Genomic DNA, 20566 nt, shown 5'->3' on the forward strand with positions numbered 1-20566 from the left:
AAGGTGTCTTCGCTACACCAAAGCCTGAAAAGAGGCGGAAAACGGAGAGAAATCGGGGTGCGCTTTTCCGCGGCCACGACTGCCGGGCGGTTCTTGCCGCAGCGTTTGGCGCTGCGCGTGGAGCCTTTGCTTGGCCGTCTGGACGCCGTGCTGTTCACCGCCGACGAACGCGGCGAGGCCGGGCGCATGTCGGTCATCGCCTTCTCCATCCGCATCGTCAGTGCCGTCATCGCCTTCATCAGCCAGGTGCTGATGGCGCGTTGGATGGGTTCCTTCGAATACGGCATCTTCGTGCTGGTCTGGGTGACGATGGTCATCGTCGGCAACCTCGCCTGCCTCGGCTTCCACACATCGGTCATCCGCTTCATCCCCGAATACCGCGAGCGCGGCCTGATGGATGAATTGCGCGGCATCGTCGTTGCGAGCCGCCTGTTCGTGCTGATCGCCTCGACGGTCATCGCCGGGCTCGGCGCCCTCGGCGTCTGGCTGGCCGCGCCCTGGATCGAAGACTACTACGTGATACCGTTCATCCTCGGCGTCATCTGCCTGCCGATGATCGCGCTGTCGGATTTGCTGCAAGGGCTGGCGCGCGCCAATTCATGGGCGTTGTTCGCGCTGTCGCCGACCTACCTGATCCGGCCGGTGCTGATCCTGCTGTTCATGGCGCTGATGCTTTGGGCGGGCTACGCCGCCGACGCGCGGACGGCGATCTTCGCTTCGATCGCCGCTACCTACGCCACCACGCTGACCCAGCTCATCGGGGTCACCCAGCGCATGGAAAGGCAAATTCCGGCCGGCCCGATGAAAGTGCATTTCGCGCAATGGTTCGTCGTCTCGCTGCCGATCTTCCTGGTCGAGAGCTTCTTCTTCCTGCTCACCAACGCCGATGTGCTGATGGTCGGCGCCTATATGGATCCCAATGACGTCGCCGTCTATTTCGCCACGGTCAAGACGCTGGCGCTGGTGCATTTCGTCTATTTCGCGGTCAAGGCCGGCGTCGCCCAGCGCTACGCGCAGTTCACCCATGGCGAGCCGCAAAAGCTTGCCGCCTTCGCCCGCGAGACGGTATCATGGACCTTCTGGCCCTCGCTGCTGATGGCGTTTCTGGTGCTGGCGCTGGGCGAACCGATGCTGGTGCTGTTCGGCCCCGAATTTACATCGGGCTATCCGCTTCTGTTCCTGCTCGTCTTCGGCGTCGTGGCGCGCGCCGCCGTTGGCCCCTGCGAAAGCCTGCTCACCATGAGCGGCAACCAGAATGTCTGCGCCGCCGTCTATGCCATGACACTGGCCTTCAACATCGGGCTCAATGTGGTGCTGATCCCGCTTTTCGGCCTGTGGGGCGCAGCCATGGCCACCGCCTTTGCCATGATCTTCGAGGCCGGCGCACTGTCCTTCACGGTCTGGCGCAAGCTCGGCATCGTCATGGCGATCTTCGTGCCAGCCAAAGGAGCCGCCTGATGGCCGCCATCCCTCTGCTCGAGGAAACCAGCGGCGGTCCCGCCGGCGCCATGGTGTCCGGCCTTGCCGGGCTGGCGCGCGACGCCGATCCCGCTCATATCGAGATCCTCGCCAACAACCGGCCCGAGCGCAAACTCGCCATCTACCCGGCGTCGGCCGGCTTCGACCTAGTCGAGGAACTGGACTATCTCTGCGCCCGCACGATCGAGCCGAACGTCTTCTTCAACCCGCGTTTCCTGGCGCCGGCCATGCCCCGGCTGGAAGATCGCGAGGTGCGCCTTGCCGTGATCCGCGACGGCGATGAATACCGCAACCGGCTGCGGCTGCTGGTGCCGATCTCGGTGGAACGGCCGGTGGTGCCGCTCGGCGTGCCGGTCATGCGCACCTGGTCGAGCCCATTCGGCCCGCTCGGCACGCCGCTGATCGACCGCGACGATCCGGTCGGTGTGGTCGAGGACTTCTTCTCGATGCTGTCGCGCCCGCATCTCAAGCTGCCGAAAGTTCTGGTCCTGCCCGACATCAGGCTCGACGGTCCGGTGTCGAGCCTGGTCGCCACCGTGGCCGAGACGCGTGGCCTGGCGCTGGTCACCACGGGCCAGACTTCACGCCCCGTGCTGGAGAGCGAACTCGACGGCGACGATTATCTCAAGGCTTCGCTGCGCGCGCACCACTATCGCGAATTCCGCCGCCTGAAGCGGCGCCTCGGCGATCTCGGCAAGCTCGAACATGTCGTGGCACGCGGCCCCGAGGAAATCCGCCACGCCATCGAGCACTTCCTGACGCTGGAGGCGTCCGGCTGGAAAGGCCGCGAGCGCACCGCCATGGCGATCGACCGCTTCCGCGCCGCCTTCGCCCGCGAGGCGGTGCACCGGCTCGCCGAACAGGACATGTGCCGCATCCATTCGCTGACGCTCGACGGCCGCACCATCGCTTGCCTGATCGTCTTCGTCGAGGCTGGCGTCGCCTACACCTGGAAGACGGCCTATGACGAGACGCTGGCCGCCTATTCGCCGGGCACGCTGCTGATGATCGAGGTCACGAGGCAGCATCTCGACGATCCCAACATCATGATGACCGATTCCTGCGCCGTGCCCGACCACCCGGTGATGAGCCGGCTGTGGAGCGAGCGCAAGCCGGTCGGCACACTGGTGATCGGGTTGACTCGCGACGCCGACCGCCTCGCCCGCCAGGCCGCCTCGCAGCTGCATCTCTACCGCGAAACCCGCAACATGGCGCGCCTGCTGCGCAACCGGATGAAGAGTTTGCTCAGACGGCGCTAGACCTGCGCTGGCGTGGGTGATGCAAAACCGTAGATTGGCGACAACCTGCCCGGTGGGTCGCGCTACTGGTCGGCCTTGCAATCCCATTCAGAAATGTCCTCTGGCATGGCGGGCCTAGGACAGTCGAACGGCCGACATGCGTTCCAGCGGCTGTCGTGTCCGGGGACGGCCTCCGCAGGCCGTCCTGATCTCGCAAGTCCGTCATGTTGGTGCAACGTCGACCCTCCCGTTTGACTGAGAGCAGGCGTTCTCGGAAGGAAGTACCTTCGCCAGATAGTCACCGACCAGGGTGGAACTCGCGGCATCGAAAGTGGCGCCAACATAGCCGTCCGGCCGGATGAGCAGGCAGCCGCCCTCGGCCAAGCTGAGCTGATTGGAGGGGTCGCGCAGTTCCGCGCCTTCGCCCACCGTGACCACTCGCAGGCCCGCGCGCGCAGCCACGATCGGCCAGTAGTCAGGGCTCGATAGAAGCAGAGTCCAGTGCGTGCCGGTCATCACGTCGAACAGACGGCGGGGCTGTCCAGCGGCGCCAGTTAGGGTCGCGTCCGGCATGCGCTCACCGGCCTGCGGGCCAATCGTCCGACCACCTCCGTCGTGAGAAAGTGATGAGTGGGGATAGCCGATGTCGAGCTGATGTGTGTCGCGGCCGCGCCGCATGCCGCCTTGTTCGCGCTGACGGTCGAGCAACTGGGTCGAAAGCCCCAGGACATCCGCCGCAACGGCGCGTCGCTCCTCCTCATAGGTGTCTAGCAGCGTTGCGGGGGCGCCGGCCAAGACTGCGGCCAATTTCCAACCGAGATTGTAGGCGTCCTGAACGCTGGTGTTGAGGCCCTGTCCGCCCGTTGGCGGATGGATATGCGCGGCGTCGCCGGCTAGCAAAACCCGTCCGACCCGGTAGCGGTCAGCCAGACGCGCGTTCATCGCGTAGGCGGATGCCCAGGCCACCGACTGAACATCGATGTCGCTACGGCCAGTCCGCTCGGCGATCATCCGCGTCAATCCATCCGCGGAAAGGTCAGGCTCGCCGTCCAGCGGGATCGGCGCCTGCAGCTGGAACAGGTCCGTGCCGGCGAGCGGGCAGATCATGACGAGCCGCTCCATGTCGCCGTCATTGAACTGGTGCCAGGCAGCGCGGTCGAGTCCGCTCAGATGGGCATCCGCCACGATAGCACGGACACCCAGCGTCTTACCGGGAAAGTCGATGCCGAGCGCACTGCGGATCGAGCTGCGGCCACCGTCAGCACCAACCAGATAGCGCGTATGGACCCGCTCCTCGCCGCCAGACGACTTGAGGCGGGCGCCGACGCCATCATCGTCCTGCTCGAAGTCGATCAATGCGGTGCCGAACTCGACACGATGGCCCAGCTCCGCGAGGCGCTCGCGCATCACGCCCTCTGTAAGGAACTGCGGGATCATGAGCGCGATGAAATAGGGGACGTCGGGCGAGGGTTCGGGCGCTTCGAAAACTGCCTTTTCGTCATAGCCGCCGTCGTTGCGATACTCCCTCATCGGCGGATAGACACCGCCGGCTGCCATGATGCGGTCGATTATGCCCAGATCCTCGAACACCTCCTGCGTGCGTGGCTGCAAGCCCTTGCCGCGCGAGCCGGCGAAGGGACGTTCCATCTGCTCAACGATGCGGAACAACACGCCTCGCCTCGCCAAGTCGATTGCAAGCGTCAGCCCGGCTGCTCCCGCGCCGCAGATCAGGACGTCAATTTCAGCTCGCTCTTCCATTTTCGGCTCCAATGTGCATAATGCACATATTAAAGGGAGCCAAGCCGGTGTCAATAAAGAAAGTGCATAACGCACATATTAAAGTGTTGTTGCCCGAGCTGCATCGCTCGCTGATTGACATCGTCACCATCATGAACCGACCCGAGCGGGATGTGGAATTGCTCACCAAGGCGGGCCTCACGCTCGAGCGTGCCCTCTTCCCGCTGCTCGTTCTTGTCGAGAGACTTGGCCCGATCGGCGTTGTCGATCTGGCTGGCCGCGTCGGTCGCGATTACACGACCGTCAGTCGACAGGTGTCACGACTGGAGGAGCTGGGACTGGTCACGCGGCGCTTGAGCGCTGCTGACAAGAGAGTTCGCGAGGCCGTTGTCACACCGCAGGGAAAAGCGGCGACGGACGCGCTGGATGCGGCGCGGGAGCAAATAGCCGTTGCGAAATTCGCCGACTGGGACCGCAAGGACTTCGACGATCTAGTCCGCTTGATGCGAATGCTCGTCGATACGATGAAGGATTAGACCATAACCCAACAGCAAGTGTCGCACTTTGCAAGGATCGACCTGCGCTCTCACTCAGCAATGTGTGTGTTATACACGCGCCTGATGAAAGTGCAGCAGGCGCGACATGTCTGCTTACGCTGCACTTTCTCGACAGAAGCGAGCGGCTGAAACCGGCGCGCGCCTTGTTGTCGCCCATCACAGCGTGCCGAACGGAACGGCGAAGCGCTGGTTGGCGCGTTCGTCCGCCTTCGCCGACCGCGCCGGCGTCGATCGGGGAAAGGCCGCGGCCTGGGCAGAAATGGCCGGCCGTTTGCCGCTGCTTTCCGGCGCCGAAGAGGATCTGCTTTGCGAGGCCGGGTTCTCGGATGTCGAGCTTCTTCTATGCCGCCTTCTCGTTCCGTGGCTAAGTGGCGACGGCAAGCATGGCCTGAGCGCCTCCCGCAATAGCTGCCCCAACATGGCTAAGCTTTGCTCTGATTTTGAAGGATGGTGCCCCTAGCCGGGATCGAACCAGCACTCCTTGCGGAACTCGATTTTGAGTCGAGCGCGTCTACCAATTCCGCCATAGGGGCTCAGGCCGGGCGGCCTGGATGGGCGCGGACTATACGGTCGGAGGCCTGTTCGTCAACAGGCCAATTTCCAAACCAGCCTCTGCCGCGACCAGACGGCACCTTTCCAATTTGTAAGACCACAGCCATTGTGCAGCGCGAAAAACCTTTCTAGACAGACGGGCCGTTCCATAGGAGAGCCGATGCTTCGCGGACTGTACGACTGGACCCTGTCGCTGGCGGCGCGCAAATCCGCCGAATGGTGGCTGGCCTTCATCGCTTTCGTCGAGAGCTCGGTGTTCTTCATACCGGCAGACGTTCTGTTCCTGCCCATGGCGCTGGCGCGCCCCGAACGCGCCTATCGCTATGCGCTGACCGCCACCGTTGCGTCCGTGCTGGGCGGCATCGCCGGCTGGCTGATCGGCTACTATGCCTACGACACAATAGCACGGCCGATCCTGGAGCACTTCGGCGGCCTTGCCACGTTCGAGAAGTGGCAGTCTTCCGGCACCGGGCTAATGCTGGTGCTGCTCGTCACATCCGGCGTTGCGCACCTGCCGCCGATCAAGGTGGTCACTATTCTGGCCGGCGCGCTCCACATCAACCTTGTTGTCTTCATCGTCTCGGCCATCATCGCGCGCGGCGCCCGCTTCCTGCTGTTGGCGTGGCTTTTGCGCCGCTATGGCGAGCCGATCCGCGAATTCATCGAAAAGCGTCTGGGCCTGATCGTCGGCGCTGCCTCGGTCGCCCTGATTTTGCTCTATATCCTGATCAAATACGCCTTCTGAGGTTTGATGCTTAAACCGCGCAACGGTTTTGGCAGCGCGGCGAGCAGACCTTGCGGACGGCGAACACAACGGACGAAAGACGCCATGACAGCGACCATGAATGCCGATACCGGCCGCCAGCGGACACGCGCGGCCCTGTTTCTCGCCGTCGCGATGGCAGCGACCGTTGGCTCGGCGCTCGGCTTCCAGCATATTGGCGGCTACATCCCCTGCCACCTCTGCCTGGAACAGCGCACGCCGTATTACATCGGCGTGCCGTTGATGGTGCTGGCGGCGATAGCGTCGATGCTGCGCGCACCGGCATGGCTGACGCGCGGCCTGTTGGCCATTGGCGGCCTCTTGATGCTGTACGGGCTCTATCTCGGCGTCTATCACTCCGGCGTCGAATGGGCATGGTGGCAGGGCCCGGCCGATTGCACCGCGGGCGCCGGCCCGGTCGACACCGGCGGCAAGGGCGTCCTCGACGCGCTTGACAAATTCGTGCCGCCCTCCTGCGACAAGGCCGCCTTGCGCATTCTCGGCCTGTCGCTGGCCGGCTGGAACGCCATTGCCAGCCTTATCCTCGCCGCCGTCGCCTTCCGTGGCGCGCTGGCCCGCGATTGAGCTACAGAGCCGACGCGAGATCGTTCAAAGAATTCGGCAGGCTGAGTCGCATGGAGTGACTGTCGAGAACCGAAACGCAGCGGACATTTGGTCCGTGAACATCGGAAGCACAGACAATTGCTCCAGACGGCCAACCTCCCGAAATCTCGAACGAACTCAAGGCTCCAGTTCGACATCCCAGTAGAGATAATCCATCCAGCTTTCATGCAGATGGTTGGGCGGGAACAGGCGGCCGTTATTGTGCAGATCATGCACCGTCGGCTGAAACGGCTTCTGCAGCGGCCACATCTTGGCGTGAGCCGGCATCATGCCGCCCTTCCTCAGATTGCAGGGCGAACAGGCGGCCACGACATTCTCCCATGTCGTGGCGCCGCCACGGTGACGCGGGATGACATGGTCGAAGGTCAGGTCCTCGGGGGTACCGCAATACTGGCACTGGAAACGGTCGCGCAGGAAGACGTTGAAACGGGTGAAGGCCGGATGCCTGGACGGCTTCACATAGGCCTTCAGGCTAACCACGCTCGGCAGCTTCATCGAGAAGGTCGGCGAGGATACGGCGTGCTCGTATTCGGCCACGATGTTCACCCTGTCGAGGAACACCGCCTTGATGGCGTCCTGCCAGGACCAGAGCGACAAGGGGTAATAGCTGAGCGGACGGTAATCCGCATTCAGCACCAGCGCTGGAAGCCCATCCGGAGATACGGCAACCGTCACCTTGTTGACCTCCTAGTTCTAGAACCGTTCGGCGTGGATACTGTAAGCCTGACATGACAGGGATGTGAAGCGGATTGTCGCTGGCACGAAGCGCCAAAAACACATGATTTTTAGGCTTTCTTGCGGATTCAGGCCGGCGGCGCGGCGTCCCGGCCCCTGGTTTCGCGATAATAGGACCAGAAAAGCCGCGATGCGACACCTCGCCACGGGCTCCATGATTCGGCCAGCGCGATCAGTGTTTTCTCCGCTGGACGAGGGTCGATGCCGAGCGCATGGCCGACAGCGCTCTGCAGGGCGACGTCGCGCGCCGGGAAAATGTCGGGATGCCCGGCCGCAAACAACAGATACACTTCCGCCGTCCACGTACCGATACCGGGCACCGCCGTCATCCTGGCGATCGCCTCCATGGCATCGAGCGAACAGAGGTGATGCAGATCGAGCCCATCGGCCACGGCCTGGGCGACCGCGATCAGGCCGCGCTGCTTGGGCCGCGACAGGCCGGCCTCGCGAAACATGTCCTCGCCGGCGGCAAGGATCGCCCGCGGCGTCAGCGGATCGACGAGTTTCGTCAGCCGGCCGAAGATCGCATCGGCGCTCGCCCGCGACACCTGCTGCGAGACGATGATCGAGGCCAGGCTCCTGAAGCCCGGCTCCGAAAGCCTGAGCGGCACCTCGCCGGCCATGCCGCGCACTTTCCCCAGGCGCGGGTCGATGAGGCAAAGCGCGTCCAGCCCCCGCTCAACGTCGTCCAGTGTCGCGATGCGCTGCATGGTATCCTTGTCCGAAGATGTGCAGCAAGGTAGCAACCGCCAAAACCACAGCACAACCCGATTGCCGCTCGAGACATGACGCTCCTGACATTCCGCTTCGCGCCCAGCCCCAACGGCGAACTGCATCTGGGCCACGCCTATTCGGCGCTGCTCAACCAGAAGCTCGCAAATACCAGTGGCGGCCGCCTGCTGCTGCGCATCGAGGATATCGACACCACGCGCTGCACGCCGGAGTTCGAGGCGGGCATGATCGCCGATCTGAAATGGCTGGACCTCGACTGGGAAAAGCCCGTGCGCCGCCAGTCCGAGCATTTTGCAGAATATGGAACGGTGCTCGGGCGCCTGATCCGCGAGGAACTCGTCTATCCCGCCTTCATGAGCCGCGGCGAGATACGTGCCTTCATCGCCGACGGCGAAAAGCGCGGGCGCGACTGGCCGCGCGATCCCGACGGTGTGCCGCTCTATCCCCCGGCCGACAAGGCGCTTTCGATGAAGGAACGCAACCGGCGGATTGCCGAGAATGCGCCCTTCGCCTGGCGGCTGGACGTCGGCGCCGCCATGGCGCGTGCCGGCAGGGACCTGGCATGGGCCGAATTCAGCGACGGGACGCTGTCCACGACGCGCTCCGTCGAGGCGCGTCCCCAGGATTGGGGCGACGTTATCGTGGCGCGCCGCGACATCCCGACCAGCTACCACCTCGCCGTAGTCATCGACGATGCCCTGCAAGGCGTCAGCCATGTCGTGCGCGGACAGGACCTGTTTTCCGCGACCGGGGTGCAACGCCTGCTGCAGGAGATTCTGGGATTGCAGCCACCCGCCTATTTCCATCATCGGCTGATCCTCGGGCCGGATGGGCGAAAACTGTCGAAGAGCTTCAGGGATACGGGCCTTGCCGCCTTGCGCGACGCAGGCGCCTCGCCGGAGGAAGTCAGAAGGATGATTGGGCTCTGACAGGAGAAACGCTCTCCGGACACGCCACCCGTTCAACCTCCTTGACGCATGGATCAATCGTTTCGTTTTGCGCGCGGGGTTGAACAGGACTAGAGCATCCTCACGGTCAATTCTCACCAGCGCGGCGATCCCGGAAAATGTCCAGCATCAAGCGGTTCATCCCCGCCACCTTCGTTGTCCTGTGGGCGACCGGCTTCATCGGCGCGCGTTACGCCATGCCATGGGCGGAGCCGTTCACCTTCCTCGCCGCGCGTTTCGTGCTCGCCGCCATCCTGCTGGCCGTGCTGATGCTGGTGCTGGGCTCGAAACGAGCCACCCGCGAGGAGGCTCTGCATGCCACCGGCGCCGGCGTGCTGATGCATGGCATCTATCTCGGCGCCGTCTTCTGGGCCATCCATCGAGGCATGCCGGCCGGTTTTTCGGCCCTGATCGTCGGCCTGCAGCCGCTGATCACCGCGGTGCTTGCCGGCAAGTTTCTGGGCGAGGCCATCCTGCCGCGCCACTGGCTTGGCCTCGCTATCGGGCTGGTCGGCATCGTCATCGTGCTGTGGCCGAAACTCGGGGCGCTCGGTGGCGGCGTGACGGCGGCGACACTGGCCGCCTCGCTGGTCTCGGTGCTCGGCATGAGCGCCGGCACGATCTGGCAAAAGCGTTTTGCGTCCGGAGGCGACCTCGTGGCGGCCACCATGTGGCAATATGTCGGCGGCGCTTCGCTGATGATCCTGGCTTCGCTTGCCTTCGAAACCCAAACCGTCGTCATCAATGGCGAATTGGTCTTCGCCATGGGCTGGCTGCTGCTGGTGCTGTCGCTCGGCGCCATCTTTCTCCTGATGGTGATGATCCGTGACGGCGAGATGTCGAAAGTGGCCTCGTTGTTCTACCTGGTGCCGGCGGTGACGGCCGTCATCGCCTGGGCCTTGTTCAACGAGCAGCTCAATGCGCTGCAGATCGTCGGCATGGCCATCACCACTTTCGGCGTGGGCCTGGCAACCGCCCGAACAGGCAAACTTCAGCCGACCCGGGCACGCGCCTCTAGATAACGGCTGATCGCGGCGTTGAGCTCGCCGCCGAGGATGAAGATCGCCGAGACGATGTAGAGGAAGACCACCGCGATCATGATCGAGGCGAGACCGGCATAGGTCGTCACATAGGACGAGAAATGGTCGAGATAGGTGGCGAACATGGTCGAGCCGATAAGCCATGCGGCCAGTGTGAAGATGATGCCGGGTATCAGCGAGACGAAACGGCGCTTGCCGGCCGGCAGCCAGTAATGGACGGCAAACAGTCCGCCGATGATGACGGTTGAGGCGATGACGTACCGCCACAGCGTGATCGTGCCCGTATAGGGTTTGATCCATTCGAAATGGGCTTCCGCCAGCCGCGCCAGCAGGGGCGCGAACACCAGCAGCACGCTTATCGCCAGGAACCCGGCGGTAGCGATCAGCACGAAGAAGATGCTTTGCACCCGGCGATAGATGATGCCGCGCGTTTCCGTGACCCGATAGGCGCGGTTGAGCGAGGTGCGCAGCGCCTCGATGCCGTTGGAGGCAAAGTAGGCGGCAAGCAGCACGCCATAAGTCAACAGATCGCTGCGCCTGACGGTCAGCACGTTCAGCACCTCGTGCGCGATCGGCTTGGCGATCTGGTCCGGCCAGGTGTCGAAGACCAGGTGCACGGCTGTGTCGGCAAAGGCCTGGGCACCAAGGAAGCTCCCCAGCGTCGTGGCGAAGATCAGGAATGGAAACAGCGCCATCAGCGAGGTGATCGCCAGATGGCTGGCCATCGCCCAGCCGTCATCGGTGTTGAAGTGGCCGAGCGCGTCGTAGAGCACGCGGCGCAGGGCGACAATGTTCCGCAGCAAGGACGCGCGCTCCCCTCGATTGTCTCGACGCCGCGAATATGGGAAATGAATGCGGCAAATGGCAACCCTTCGTCAAACCCCGAATTCTCCAGCTGCAGACTTGCGCACCATCATCGTCACCGGCGCGTCTTCCGGCATAGGCGCCTATTGCACCCGTGCATTGAAGGCTGAGGGCTGGCGGGTGTTCGCGACGGCGCGCAAGCCGGAGGACATCGCCGCCCTCGAAGCCGACGGCATCGAGGCTTTTTACCTCGATTATAGCGAACCGGACTCCATAGCCGCCCTAGCGGCGGCGGTGCTCGATCGCACCGGCGGCAGGCTCGACGCGCTGTTCAACAACGGCGCCTACGCGCAGGCAGGCGCCGTCGAGGATCTGCCCGTTGCAGCGCTCAGGGAGCAGTTCGAGGCCAATTTCTTCGGCTGGCACGACCTGACCCGCCGCCTGGTTCCGGTGATGCGACGCCAGGGCCACGGCCGCCTCGTCCATTGCTCGTCGATCCTCGGTCTCGTGCCTGTGCGCTTCCGCGGCGCCTATTCGGCCTCCAAGCATGCCTTGGAGGCCCTGATGCTGTGCCAGCGCCAGGAACTGGCCGGCAGCGGCATCCATGTCTCGCTGATCGAGCCGGGGCCGGTGAAATCGAAGATCGCCAGCAATGGCCTGCCCTGGTTCCTCAGGAATATCGACCATGAGAATTCCGCGCATCGCGCAGACTATGCCGCGCAAGTGGAGCGCATGCGCGCCGGCGGCAGCCAATCGACGCGGAAGCCCGGGCCTGAAGTGGTCCACAAGGTGCTCCGCCATGCACTTCTGTCGCGGCGCCCGCGCCCGCACTATGTGGTAACGATGTCGGCCAGGATCGGTTCCATGCTCAAACGCGTCCTGCCGGCCTCGATGCTCCACCGCCTGCTCGCCAAGCGCGCCTGAACAAGCAAAGAACTGGAAACGCAAAAATGGCCACTGCCTTCAACATCCTTGCCATTCTGGTCATGGCCGCCGTCGTGGTCGTGCTGATCAGGGGGCTCATCAACATGATGCGCGGCGGCTCCGGAGTGACCTCCAACAAGCTGATGCAGGCCCGCGTTCTGCTGCAGGCCGTGGCGCTGGCGCTGATCCTGCTGGCCGTGTATTTCACCCGCAAGTGAGGCTTTTCGGGAGGCGATGTGGTCAAGCTCAACAAGATCTACACCCGCACCGGCGATGATGGCACTACGGGCCTTGGCACTGGTGAGCGGCGGCTGAAATCCGATCTCAGGGTGGACGCCTACGGCACGGTCGACGAAGCCAATGCCTGCATCGGCATGGCTCGCGTGCATACCGAACAGAGCTACCAGGCGATCGACGCCATGCTCTCGCGCATCCAGAACGATCTCTTCGACCTCGGCGCCGACCTCGCCGTGCCTGATGACGGCAAGCCGCTTGGCTACGAGCCGTTGCGCATCGTTGCCACGCAGACCGACCGTGTCGAGCACGACATCGACGTCCTCAACAAGAAGCTCCAGCCGCTGAAATCCTTCGTGCTGAACGGCGGCACGCCGGCAGCGGCGGCGCTTCATCTCGCCCGCACGGTGGCACGGCGCGCCGAGCGGCTGATGGTCGCCCTGGCTCAGGACCCGGCCGAACACGTCAACCGCGACGGGCTGAAATACATCAACCGCGTCTCGGATTTCCTGTTTGTCGCCGCCCGGGCGGTCAATGACAACGGAAATGCCGACGTGCTATGGGTTCCCGGCAAGAACCGCTGAACGGACCAGAGGCGGGAGGGGCCGGCGACCGATGTTCATCCCGCTTTACGACACCAACAGGCTGCGCCACATCAGGCTGCAATATGTGACCATCGGTCTGATTGTCGCCAACGCCGTGATCTATTGCGCCACGGCGCTCGGCGGCGAGAACTTCACCAATGCCGCCGTGCTTGGTCTCGGCTTCATCCCGTCCGTCGTTCACGACACGGCCGAACTCGACCCCCGCTTTGTCATCATCCCCGAGAGCCTGAGCTATCTCACCTATTCCTTCCTGCATGCCGATATTTTCCATCTCGGCGGCAACATGCTGTTCCTTTGGGTTTTCGGCGACAATGTCGAGGACGCGCTCGGCCACATCCGCTACCTGATCTTCTATCTGCTGTGCGCCATCGCCGGAGCCGCCTTCCAGGGGCTGGTCGCCTGGGATTCGCAGGCGCCGTTGATCGGCGCGTCGGGTGCTATCGCCGGCGTGGTCGTCGCCTACCTGATCCTCTATCCCAGGGTGAAGGTGTGGGTGCTTGCCTTCGCCCGCATCCCTTTGCGCATTCCAGCCTTTATCCCGCTCATCCTGTGGGTGCTGTTCCAGATCGTCATGTTCGCGGCCGGCGGCGAGGATCAGATATCCTGGGCCTGCCACATCGGCGGCATCATTGCCGGCGCGGTTCTGGTGCTGGTCCTGCGCAGCCGCGGCGTGCCGCTGTTCGCACCCGCCGACGAGGATGCCGTGGTACCTACTCCTGAACAGCCGCCGGTGGTCGGCGAACCAGCGGCGCCCCAAACGGCCGCCACCACGACGCGCTGGGGACGTGGAAACCCTTCTGGCCCAAACTGAACCGATTTGAGCGGCTTTCAGCGTATTGACGGCACGGGTTGCCACAATTACGGAAACGTCTCCGCCGCGGCCCAAGGCGTTTAAGGAGCAGCCAGGGCGGGCAAAGACAGAATTTCCATCCGGCCAGAATTCCGTCTGGCCGGAATTCAGTCAGGAATGTCGGCTTTCGACAACTCAGAAGGGGCGCAGGCTGCTATAGCGCGCCCAACTAGCGTGAAGAGGTGACAGGCAAATGAAGATCCTTGTGCCCGTGAAGCGGGTTGTGGACGCGAACGTCAAGGTGCGCGTGAAGGCTGATGGTTCGGCGGTGGAGCTGGCCAACGTCAAGATGGCGATGAACCCGTTCGACGAGATCGCGGTGGAAGAGGCGATCCGGATCAAGGAAGCCGGCAAGGCCGAAGAGATCATCGTCGTGTCGATCGGTCCGCAGCAGGCGCAGGAAACCTTGCGCACCGCACTCGCCATGGGCGCCGACCGCGCCATCCTGGTCAAGACCGACGAACAGACCGAGCCGCTGGGCGTCGCCAAGGTGCTGAAGGGCGTCGTCGATGCGGAACAGCCAGGCCTTGTCATTCTCGGCAAGCAGGCGATCGACGACGATTCCAACCAGACCGGCCAGATGCTGGCGGCCCTGCTCGGCTGGGCGCAGGGCACCTTCGCCTCCAAAGTCGTGATCGAGGGCGATCATGCCAAGGTGACGCGCGAAGTCGACGGCGGCCTGCAGACGGTGGAGCTGAAGATGCCGGTGATCGTCACCGCCGACCTTCGCCTCAACCAGCCGCGCTATGCTTCGCTGCCCAACATCATGAAGGCCAAGAAGAAGCCGCTCGACGAGAAGAGCCCGGCCGATTACGGCGCCGACGTCAAGCCACGCCTCAAGGTCATCAAGACCGAGGAGCCGAGCGGCCGCAAGGCGGGTGTCAAGGTCAAGAGCGTCGCCGAACTGGTCGACAAGCTCAAGAACGAAGCCGGCGTGCTCTGAGATCGGAAGGAACAGACAACATGGCAATTCTCCTCATCGCTGAACACGACAACGCCACCCTTTCCGACCAGACCGCCAAAGCGCTTTCGGCCGCCCTGCAGATCGGCTCGGACGTTCATGTGCTGGTGGCCGGCAAAGGCGCCAAGGCTGCCGCCGACGCAGCAGCGAAACTGAAGGGCGTGAGCAAGGTGCTGCTCGCCGAAGCCGACGAACTCGCCGAGCGCCTGGCCGAGCCGACGGCGGCACTGGTCGTCTCGCTGGCTGGCGCCTACGACACGGTCATCGCGCCGGCGACGTCGGCCGGCAAGAACATCGCGCCGCGCGTGGCGGCCCTGCTCGATGTCGCGCAGGTCTCCGAGATCATCGAAGTGGTGTCGCCCGATACCTTCAAGCGGCCGATCTATGCCGGCAATGCCATCCAGACGGTGCAGTCGAGCGACGCCAAGAAGGTCATCACCGTGCGCACCGCCTCCTTCCAGGCCGCGCCCGACGGTGGCTCGGCTTCGGTCGAGACGGTCAATGCGGCAGCCAATCCCGGCCTGTCCACCTTCGTCGAGAACAAGCTGTCGGAGACCGACCGTCCGGAGTTGACCTCGGCCAAGATCATCATCTCGGGCGGCCGCGCGCTCGGTTCCTCGGAGAAATTCCAGGAGGTCATCCTGCCGGTCGCCGACAAGCTCGGTGCCGCCGTCGGCGCCTCCCGCGCCGCCGTCGATGCCGGGTACGCGCCGAACGACTGGCAGGTCGGCCAGACCGGCAAGGTCGTCGCCCCCGATCTCTACATCGCGGTCGGCATCTCCGGCGCCATCCAGCACCTTGCCGGCATGAAGGATTCCAAGGTCATCGTCGCCATCAACAAGGACGAGGAAGCGCCGATCTTCCAGGTCGCCGATTACGGCCTCGTCGGCGACCTCTTCGTCATCCTGCCGGAGTTGCAGAAGGCGCTTTGACGCTTCCGCGCAACCGTATTAAATTGTGAGGGGTGGGGTAGACGAAGTCGCCCCACCCTTTTAGTTTGCACCGCACAATAAGCAGGCCACAAAGGCTGAGAGCAATTCCAGCAGCAGTGCGCAGGGGTTTTTGCGCCGGGAATTGCGGGAAAACAAAGAGATGGGGCGGTTCGCGATCCAGCGAAAAACGCTCCGGACGGGATCGGGTAATGAGCAAGATCGAGACGATCGGCATCATTGGTGCGGGCCAGATGGGCGGCGGCATCGCCCACGTCTCCGCGCTTTCGGGCTATAAGGTGCTGATCTACGATATATCGCCCGACCGCATCGAGAAGGGCATTGCCACAATCAGCGGCAACATGGCCCGTCAGGTGGGGTCCGGCAAGCTCGACGAGAAGCTGCGCAATCAGGCCATGGCACGCATCGCGTCGGCACCGACGATGGCCGATCTCGCCGGCGCCGATCTGGTGATCGAAGCGGCGACCGAGGACGAAACCGTCAAGCGCAAGATCTATGCGCAGCTCTGTCCGCAGCTCAATCCCGAAGCGATCCTGGCGACCAACACCTCGTCGATTTCGATCACACGGCTAGCTGCCCAGACCGACCGGCCAGAGCGGTTCATCGGCATACATTTCATGAACCCGGTACCGCTGATGAAGCTGGTCGAACTGGTGCGCGGCATCGCCACCGAGGACCAGACCTTCGAGGCGGCCAAGACCTATGTGAAGCAGCTCGACAAGACGATCACCGTCTCGGAAGATTTCCCGGCCTTCATCGTCAACCGCATCCTTCTGCCGATGATCAACGAAGCGATCTACACGCTCTATGAGGGCGTCGGCTCGGTCGATGCCATCGACACCGCCATGCGGCTCGGCGCCAACCATCCGATGGGACCGCTGCAGCTTGCCGATTTCATCGGCCTGGATACCTGCCTGTCGATCATGCAGGTGCTGCATGACGGCCTGTCGGATTCGAAGTACCGGCCTTGCCCGCTGCTGGTCAAATATGTCGAGGCCGGCTGGCTCGGCCGCAAGACCGGGCGCGGCTTCTACGATTATCGCGGCGAGCATCCCGTTCCGACGCGCTGACGTGATTGCCGCTCACGAGGCCGCGGCGAGTGGCTTGGGCGGTTCTGACCTGTCATCGTCGCTGACCTTGCCGTCCGGCGCCACCGAAACGCATCCCCGGCCGGCGGCCTTGGCTGCATAGCAAGCGGCGTCGGCCCTTGCGATGATCTCGTCGACTTCGCCGCAATTGGCGCAGATCGCGGTCAACCCGATGCTGGCGCCGATCCCGTGCGGCCGGCCATCCCAGGTGAAGTTCAGGCCCGCTATCGCATCGATGATGGAACGCGCCGCGATCCTCGCGTCGGTGGTGGAAGCCGATTTCAGGATCACGGCGAATTCGTCGCCACCCAGGCGCGCGACGATGTCTTCAGGACCAAGCACGCCGCGCACGGCGTCAGCGACCCGCTTCAGCAGGGCGTCTCCGGCAGCGTGACCTCCCGTGTCGTTGACCAGCTTGAAATGGTCGAGGTCGATGAACATGAACTGATGGCGGCCCCCTGTCGTCGTGCCGTCCTTGCGCGCCTGATCGACCATCCCCTCCATGGCGCGGATGAAGCTCGAGCGGTTGGCAAGGCCCGTCAGTGCGTCGTGCGCGGCGGCATGGGCAAGCTGTCGCTGCAGGGCACGCGCATCGGTGAAGTCCTGGAAGACGATCACCAGACCGCAGAATTCGTTGCGTTCGTTGAGGATCGGCGACACGACCTGGCGGATGCTGCAGCGCGTGTCGTCGCGGCGGATGAGGACCGCGCGGCTGTTCTGGTCGGAGCGCGCCTCTTCGCCTGTCACCGGCCGCGTCATCCCGATCCTGTGGCCGGTCTCCTCGTCGACTGCCCAGTAGACATGGCTCAGCGTCTTGCCCAGCGCATCGTCACTGGAAACGCCGGTCAACTTTTCGGCCACCGGGTTCATGAAAGTGACGCGGTTCGCGGCATCGGTGCAGATGACGGCATCCCCGATCGATTGCAGCGTCACCCTCAGCCGCTCCTTCTCGTCGGCCAGCATCGCCGCCGAGACGATGAGCCGTTCTTCGGCCTGCTTTCGCCGGGTGATGTCCATCAAGCTGCCGATCGCTCTGACCAGGTGTCCGTCCGCATCGCGCTCGATGGCCTTGCCGCGGTCGAGGATCCAGATCCAGCGGCCGTCCTTGTGGCGCATGCGGAACTCGGCTTCGAAAAATTCCGTCTCGCCGGCGAGATGGGCGCGATCGGCCTCCGCGACCGTGGCGCGATCGTCTGGATGGATCATCGTCAGCCAGCGATCGGGGTCACCATCGAGCTCGCCATCCCCGTAGCCCAGCATCTTGACCCAGGTGGAGGAATAGGTGGTGCCCCCCTTGCGCATGTCGAAATCCCAGACACCTTGACCGGCGCCGGCCAGCGCGAAGTTCCAGCGCGTTTCGGCCTCTGTGATGCGCGCCTCGGCCTGTTTGCGCGCGTCGATGTCCTCGATCTGCGAGACGAGATAGAGTGGCCGGCCGCTTTTCTCGTCGCGAATAACCGAGCCGGCAAGATGAGCCCAGACGGGTGTGCCGTCCTTCTTGAGATAACGCTTCTCGAAGTGGAAGGCATCGACGGTGCCCGCCTTCAGGCCGGCCATCGTTTCGCTGCCGATCTGCACATCGTCGGGATGCGTGAGCTGGAAGAAGGTCAGTGCCTCGATCTCGTCGCGGCTGTAGCCAAGCATGGCGGCAAAGGCCGGATTGGTCTGGAGAATACGCCCGTCGAGACCGACGATAGCGATGCCGATCGCCGAGTCCTCCATGGCCCGGCGGAACCGCTGCTCGCTGTCCGTGATCTGCCGTCGATCCTCCGAGATTCGACCGATGAACAGATAGGCCGCGAAAAGCGCGCAGACCGTCACAGCGACCGATATTTGGAGGCAAAGTCTGAGGGCTTGCGCGCCAAGGTCCAGCCCTGACAGCACAAGCGAGGCGGCCACTACGGCCAGACCGGCCACAAGCAGCGCCAGAGCTGCATGCTTGTGCCGTCCCGGCCCGATGATACCTCGCAATGTCACGATTCGTGCCACCCCCGTGGGCAATCGCTTTTTCCCGTTAAAACCCTGAAGGATCGATTTTAAGGAAAGGTTGCGCCCAGGGCATAGGCGACATGGAAAACCGGCAAACAATTGCCGGCATGATTAAGGATCGGTATTCACGGGGTGTAGGCGTGGGTATCCTGCTACCAGCGCACGAAAAACCGCCCGCCGAGCGCGCCAAGCAGAGCGAGAGCCGCGATGGCGATCGTGTACCAGGTGGCAACGAAAAGCGGCGAATCGTCGAAGCAGTGCGCCGCATAGAAAGTCGCCGCCAGCCCGCCGGCAAGCAGCCCCGCGACCGCGCCGGCAAGCACCGGCCGTGTCGGCGCGCCATAGCGCAGCATCCACAGGAAGATGGCCAGCGGGCCGATGCCGATCAGCGGGATGAAGCCCATGCAGATCATCATGTTCGAGCCGATCATGCGCGTGCTCCACAGGGCCTGCGGCACCACGAAGAGCTCCAGCACCACGGCCACCGCGACCAGCAGCGGCGCCGCGATCATCGCCGCCATAGCCCGGCCTGTCGCCGCGCCCGGCGTCGACAGGGCACGGATCAGGGCAAAGGCGCTGATGGCGAGCACGATGGTGAAAACGAATTTGGACAGGAAACGCACCGTGTGCGCGGCCACCATGAAATCGGGGCGCGGCCCGATCGTCATCATGAAGACAGCGGCCGCGACCAAGGCGGCCGCGCCAGCCGCCAGCCACCAGGCCGAGCGCAATGGCATCGCCTTGCTGCGGGCATCGGCGTCGAGCGCCTTGATGAGATCGTCGGTCTTCATGTCATTCCCGCCCGAACCGCCCCTGCCCGAATCGCCTGGCTATGGCGGTAAGTCCCCGGTGCAGCGACACCCGCACCGCCGTCTCGCTGATGCCGAACTTAGCCGCCGTCTCGCCGATCGAGCGGCCCTCCACGGATACTGCTGAAACCACCGAACGCTGTGCCGGCGGCAGCCCGTCGAGCGCCCGGTTGATGTCCCGCTCGCTGACGGTTTCCGTTTCGGGCTCGGCGAACGTCTCGGCGATGTCGTCGACATCGATCTCGATGCGCCGTCCGCGCCGCCGGAACGCATCGATCAGCTTGAAACGGGCAATCGCATAGACCCAGGGCAGCACCGGCGCGTCCTGGCGCCAGGTGTGCCGTTTCACATGAATGGCCAGCAAGGTTTCCTGCACGACATCCTCGGGATCGACCCCGCCCTGCACGATCTTGCGCCTGACGAAACCGCGCACCAGCGCGGCAATCCGGTGCAGAAAGTCGGCATAGGCCTTTTCATCCCCCGCGATCGCGGCCCGCATCAGCCGGGAAAGCTCGGCCTCGTCCTTGCCGCTCACAAGAGTTCACTCCCCGATCTTCGCGCCTCGGCACTGATTTGTTACGTGGCCGGCGAAATAATGTCCAAGCCAAACTACGGGCAAATCACGAAAGTTTGCGGGATGGCTCGCTAAATTCCCGGACGGGTTCTCTGGTTCCCAGCTCATGCGTGAGGAGCGGCGCGGGACCAACCTTTGATTGACGTAAGGTAAACCCTTCTGTAGCGTCAAGGGATCGGAGGGCGGCCGAAATGGATTTCATTGAACGCATTTTTGGATTTTCTCCCGACAATGGCTCGGGAACTTTCGAGAGCAGCCTTGTCATTGCGGCCATAGTCCTTGTCGCCGCCGTCTACTTCTACAGAAGACAGGGATCACTGAAGAAATAGCCTCTAGACAACCGGCGGAGACAGGTCCGCCAGGAAAACATTACC

The 20566-nt window shown here is 63.7% G+C and carries 22 protein-coding genes and 1 tRNA gene; 15 read left to right on the top strand and 8 right to left on the bottom strand.

Going from position 1 to position 20566, the window contains the following annotated elements:
• The first annotated feature begins 57 nt into the window (after window positions 1-57).
• Together LB571_RS25870 and LB571_RS25875 are read left to right on the top strand one after the other, a co-directional pair.
• A complete protein-coding gene (locus tag LB571_RS25870) occupies window positions 58-1458 on the top strand; it encodes an oligosaccharide flippase family protein (protein WP_224599135.1) in 1401 nt (466 codons plus the stop codon).
• Entirely contained in the window at window positions 1458-2738 is a 1281-nt protein-coding gene (locus LB571_RS25875; RefSeq protein WP_140616852.1) for a GNAT family N-acetyltransferase, read from the top strand. The genes LB571_RS25870 and LB571_RS25875 overlap by 1 nt, the downstream gene beginning before the upstream one ends.
• Before the next feature lie 201 nt (window positions 2739-2939).
• Here LB571_RS25875 and LB571_RS25880 read toward each other — a convergent pair whose 3' ends face one another.
• A complete protein-coding gene (locus LB571_RS25880) occupies window positions 2940-4475 on the bottom strand; it encodes an FAD-dependent oxidoreductase (RefSeq protein WP_224599137.1) in 1536 nt (511 codons plus the stop codon).
• A 20-nt stretch (window positions 4476-4495) separates the two neighbouring features.
• Here LB571_RS25880 and LB571_RS25885 point away from each other — a divergent pair, with 20 nt between their 5' ends.
• Window positions 4496-4990 carry a MarR family transcriptional regulator gene (locus LB571_RS25885; RefSeq protein WP_210161499.1) on the top strand — a complete coding sequence of 165 codons (495 nt, stop codon included), beginning with the start codon at window positions 4496-4498 and terminating at the stop codon, window positions 4988-4990.
• Between the two features lie 106 nt (window positions 4991-5096).
• Window positions 5097-5471, top strand: a complete 375-nt coding sequence (locus LB571_RS25890) for a hypothetical protein (protein ID WP_224599139.1) — start codon at window positions 5097-5099, stop codon at window positions 5469-5471.
• Here LB571_RS25890 and LB571_RS25895 read toward each other — a convergent pair.
• Window positions 5460-5544, bottom strand: a tRNA-Leu gene (locus tag LB571_RS25895). The genes LB571_RS25890 and LB571_RS25895 overlap by 12 nt on opposite strands.
• 179 nt (window positions 5545-5723) lie before the next feature.
• Between LB571_RS25895 and LB571_RS25900 the strand changes: the two genes are divergently transcribed.
• Both LB571_RS25900 and LB571_RS25905 read left to right on the top strand, forming a co-directional pair.
• Window positions 5724-6308 (top strand): YqaA family protein, encoded by a 585-nt coding sequence (locus tag LB571_RS25900; RefSeq protein ID WP_140720267.1) that lies wholly within the window; start codon window positions 5724-5726, stop codon window positions 6306-6308.
• A gap of 84 nt (window positions 6309-6392) precedes the next feature.
• Complete coding sequence (locus LB571_RS25905; protein ID WP_140720265.1) at window positions 6393-6911, top strand: disulfide bond formation protein B; 519 nt, start codon at window positions 6393-6395, stop codon at window positions 6909-6911.
• 156 nt (window positions 6912-7067) lie between these two features.
• Here LB571_RS25905 and LB571_RS25910 read toward each other — a convergent pair whose 3' ends face one another.
• Window positions 7068-7625: an HNH endonuclease gene (locus tag LB571_RS25910; protein ID WP_006328497.1), complete on the bottom strand. Its 558-nt coding sequence runs from the start codon at window positions 7623-7625 to the stop codon at window positions 7068-7070.
• Between the two features lie 128 nt (window positions 7626-7753).
• Entirely contained in the window at window positions 7754-8395 is a 642-nt protein-coding gene (locus LB571_RS25915; RefSeq protein WP_140616848.1) for a DNA-3-methyladenine glycosylase family protein, read from the bottom strand.
• Between the two features lie 75 nt (window positions 8396-8470).
• Between LB571_RS25915 and gluQRS the strand changes: the two genes are divergently transcribed.
• Both gluQRS and LB571_RS25925 read left to right on the top strand, forming a co-directional pair.
• Window positions 8471-9346, top strand: coding sequence for a tRNA glutamyl-Q(34) synthetase GluQRS (gene gluQRS, locus LB571_RS25920; protein WP_224599141.1), 876 nt, complete (start codon window positions 8471-8473; stop codon window positions 9344-9346).
• Between the two features lie 137 nt (window positions 9347-9483).
• Window positions 9484-10386, top strand: coding sequence for a DMT family transporter (locus tag LB571_RS25925; protein WP_140662803.1), 903 nt, complete (start codon window positions 9484-9486; stop codon window positions 10384-10386).
• Here LB571_RS25925 and LB571_RS25930 read toward each other — a convergent pair.
• Window positions 10356-11207, bottom strand: a complete 852-nt coding sequence (locus LB571_RS25930; RefSeq protein ID WP_015315569.1) for a YihY/virulence factor BrkB family protein — start codon at window positions 11205-11207, stop codon at window positions 10356-10358. The genes LB571_RS25925 and LB571_RS25930 overlap by 31 nt on opposite strands.
• A 58-nt stretch (window positions 11208-11265) precedes the next feature.
• Between LB571_RS25930 and LB571_RS25935 the strand changes: the two genes are divergently transcribed.
• From LB571_RS25935 to LB571_RS25965, 7 genes are all read left to right on the top strand, one after another.
• Complete coding sequence (locus tag LB571_RS25935) at window positions 11266-12132, top strand: SDR family oxidoreductase (RefSeq protein ID WP_224599144.1); 867 nt, start codon at window positions 11266-11268, stop codon at window positions 12130-12132.
• Between the two features lie 26 nt (window positions 12133-12158).
• A complete protein-coding gene (locus tag LB571_RS25940; protein WP_015315567.1) occupies window positions 12159-12350 on the top strand; it encodes a twin transmembrane helix small protein in 192 nt (63 codons plus the stop codon).
• 18 nt (window positions 12351-12368) lie between these two features.
• Complete coding sequence (locus tag LB571_RS25945) at window positions 12369-12950, top strand: cob(I)yrinic acid a,c-diamide adenosyltransferase (protein ID WP_015315566.1); 582 nt, start codon at window positions 12369-12371, stop codon at window positions 12948-12950.
• Window positions 12951-12981: 31 nt separating this feature from the next.
• Window positions 12982-13782, top strand: coding sequence for a rhomboid family intramembrane serine protease (locus LB571_RS25950; protein ID WP_140712902.1), 801 nt, complete (start codon window positions 12982-12984; stop codon window positions 13780-13782).
• Between the two features lie 232 nt (window positions 13783-14014).
• On the top strand, window positions 14015-14764 hold the full coding sequence (locus LB571_RS25955; protein ID WP_140662808.1) for an electron transfer flavoprotein subunit beta/FixA family protein: 750 nt from the start codon (window positions 14015-14017) through the stop codon (window positions 14762-14764).
• A 20-nt stretch (window positions 14765-14784) separates the two neighbouring features.
• Window positions 14785-15714 carry an electron transfer flavoprotein subunit alpha/FixB family protein gene (locus LB571_RS25960; protein ID WP_140662810.1) on the top strand — a complete coding sequence of 310 codons (930 nt, stop codon included), beginning with the start codon at window positions 14785-14787 and terminating at the stop codon, window positions 15712-15714.
• 209 nt (window positions 15715-15923) lie between these two features.
• On the top strand, window positions 15924-16802 hold the full coding sequence (locus LB571_RS25965; RefSeq protein WP_015315562.1) for a 3-hydroxybutyryl-CoA dehydrogenase: 879 nt from the start codon (window positions 15924-15926) through the stop codon (window positions 16800-16802).
• A gap of 12 nt (window positions 16803-16814) precedes the next feature.
• Here LB571_RS25965 and LB571_RS25970 read toward each other — a convergent pair whose 3' ends face one another.
• The 3 genes from LB571_RS25970 to LB571_RS25980 form a co-directional block, all read right to left on the bottom strand.
• The gene (locus tag LB571_RS25970; protein ID WP_015315561.1) at window positions 16815-18797 is read right to left on the bottom strand and encodes a PAS domain S-box protein; all 1983 of its coding nucleotides are present in this window, start codon (window positions 18795-18797) and stop codon (window positions 16815-16817) included.
• 164 nt (window positions 18798-18961) lie between these two features.
• Complete coding sequence (locus LB571_RS25975) at window positions 18962-19600, bottom strand: NrsF family protein (RefSeq protein ID WP_140662812.1); 639 nt, start codon at window positions 19598-19600, stop codon at window positions 18962-18964.
• A 1-nt stretch (window position 19601) separates the two neighbouring features.
• Complete coding sequence (locus LB571_RS25980) at window positions 19602-20153, bottom strand: sigma-70 family RNA polymerase sigma factor (RefSeq protein WP_015315559.1); 552 nt, start codon at window positions 20151-20153, stop codon at window positions 19602-19604.
• Between the last annotated feature and the right edge of the window lie 413 nt (window positions 20154-20566).

This window comes from Mesorhizobium sp. BR1-1-4 (genome assembly GCF_020165375.1).
Classification (GTDB): Bacteria; Pseudomonadota; Alphaproteobacteria; order Rhizobiales; family Rhizobiaceae; genus Mesorhizobium; species Mesorhizobium australicum.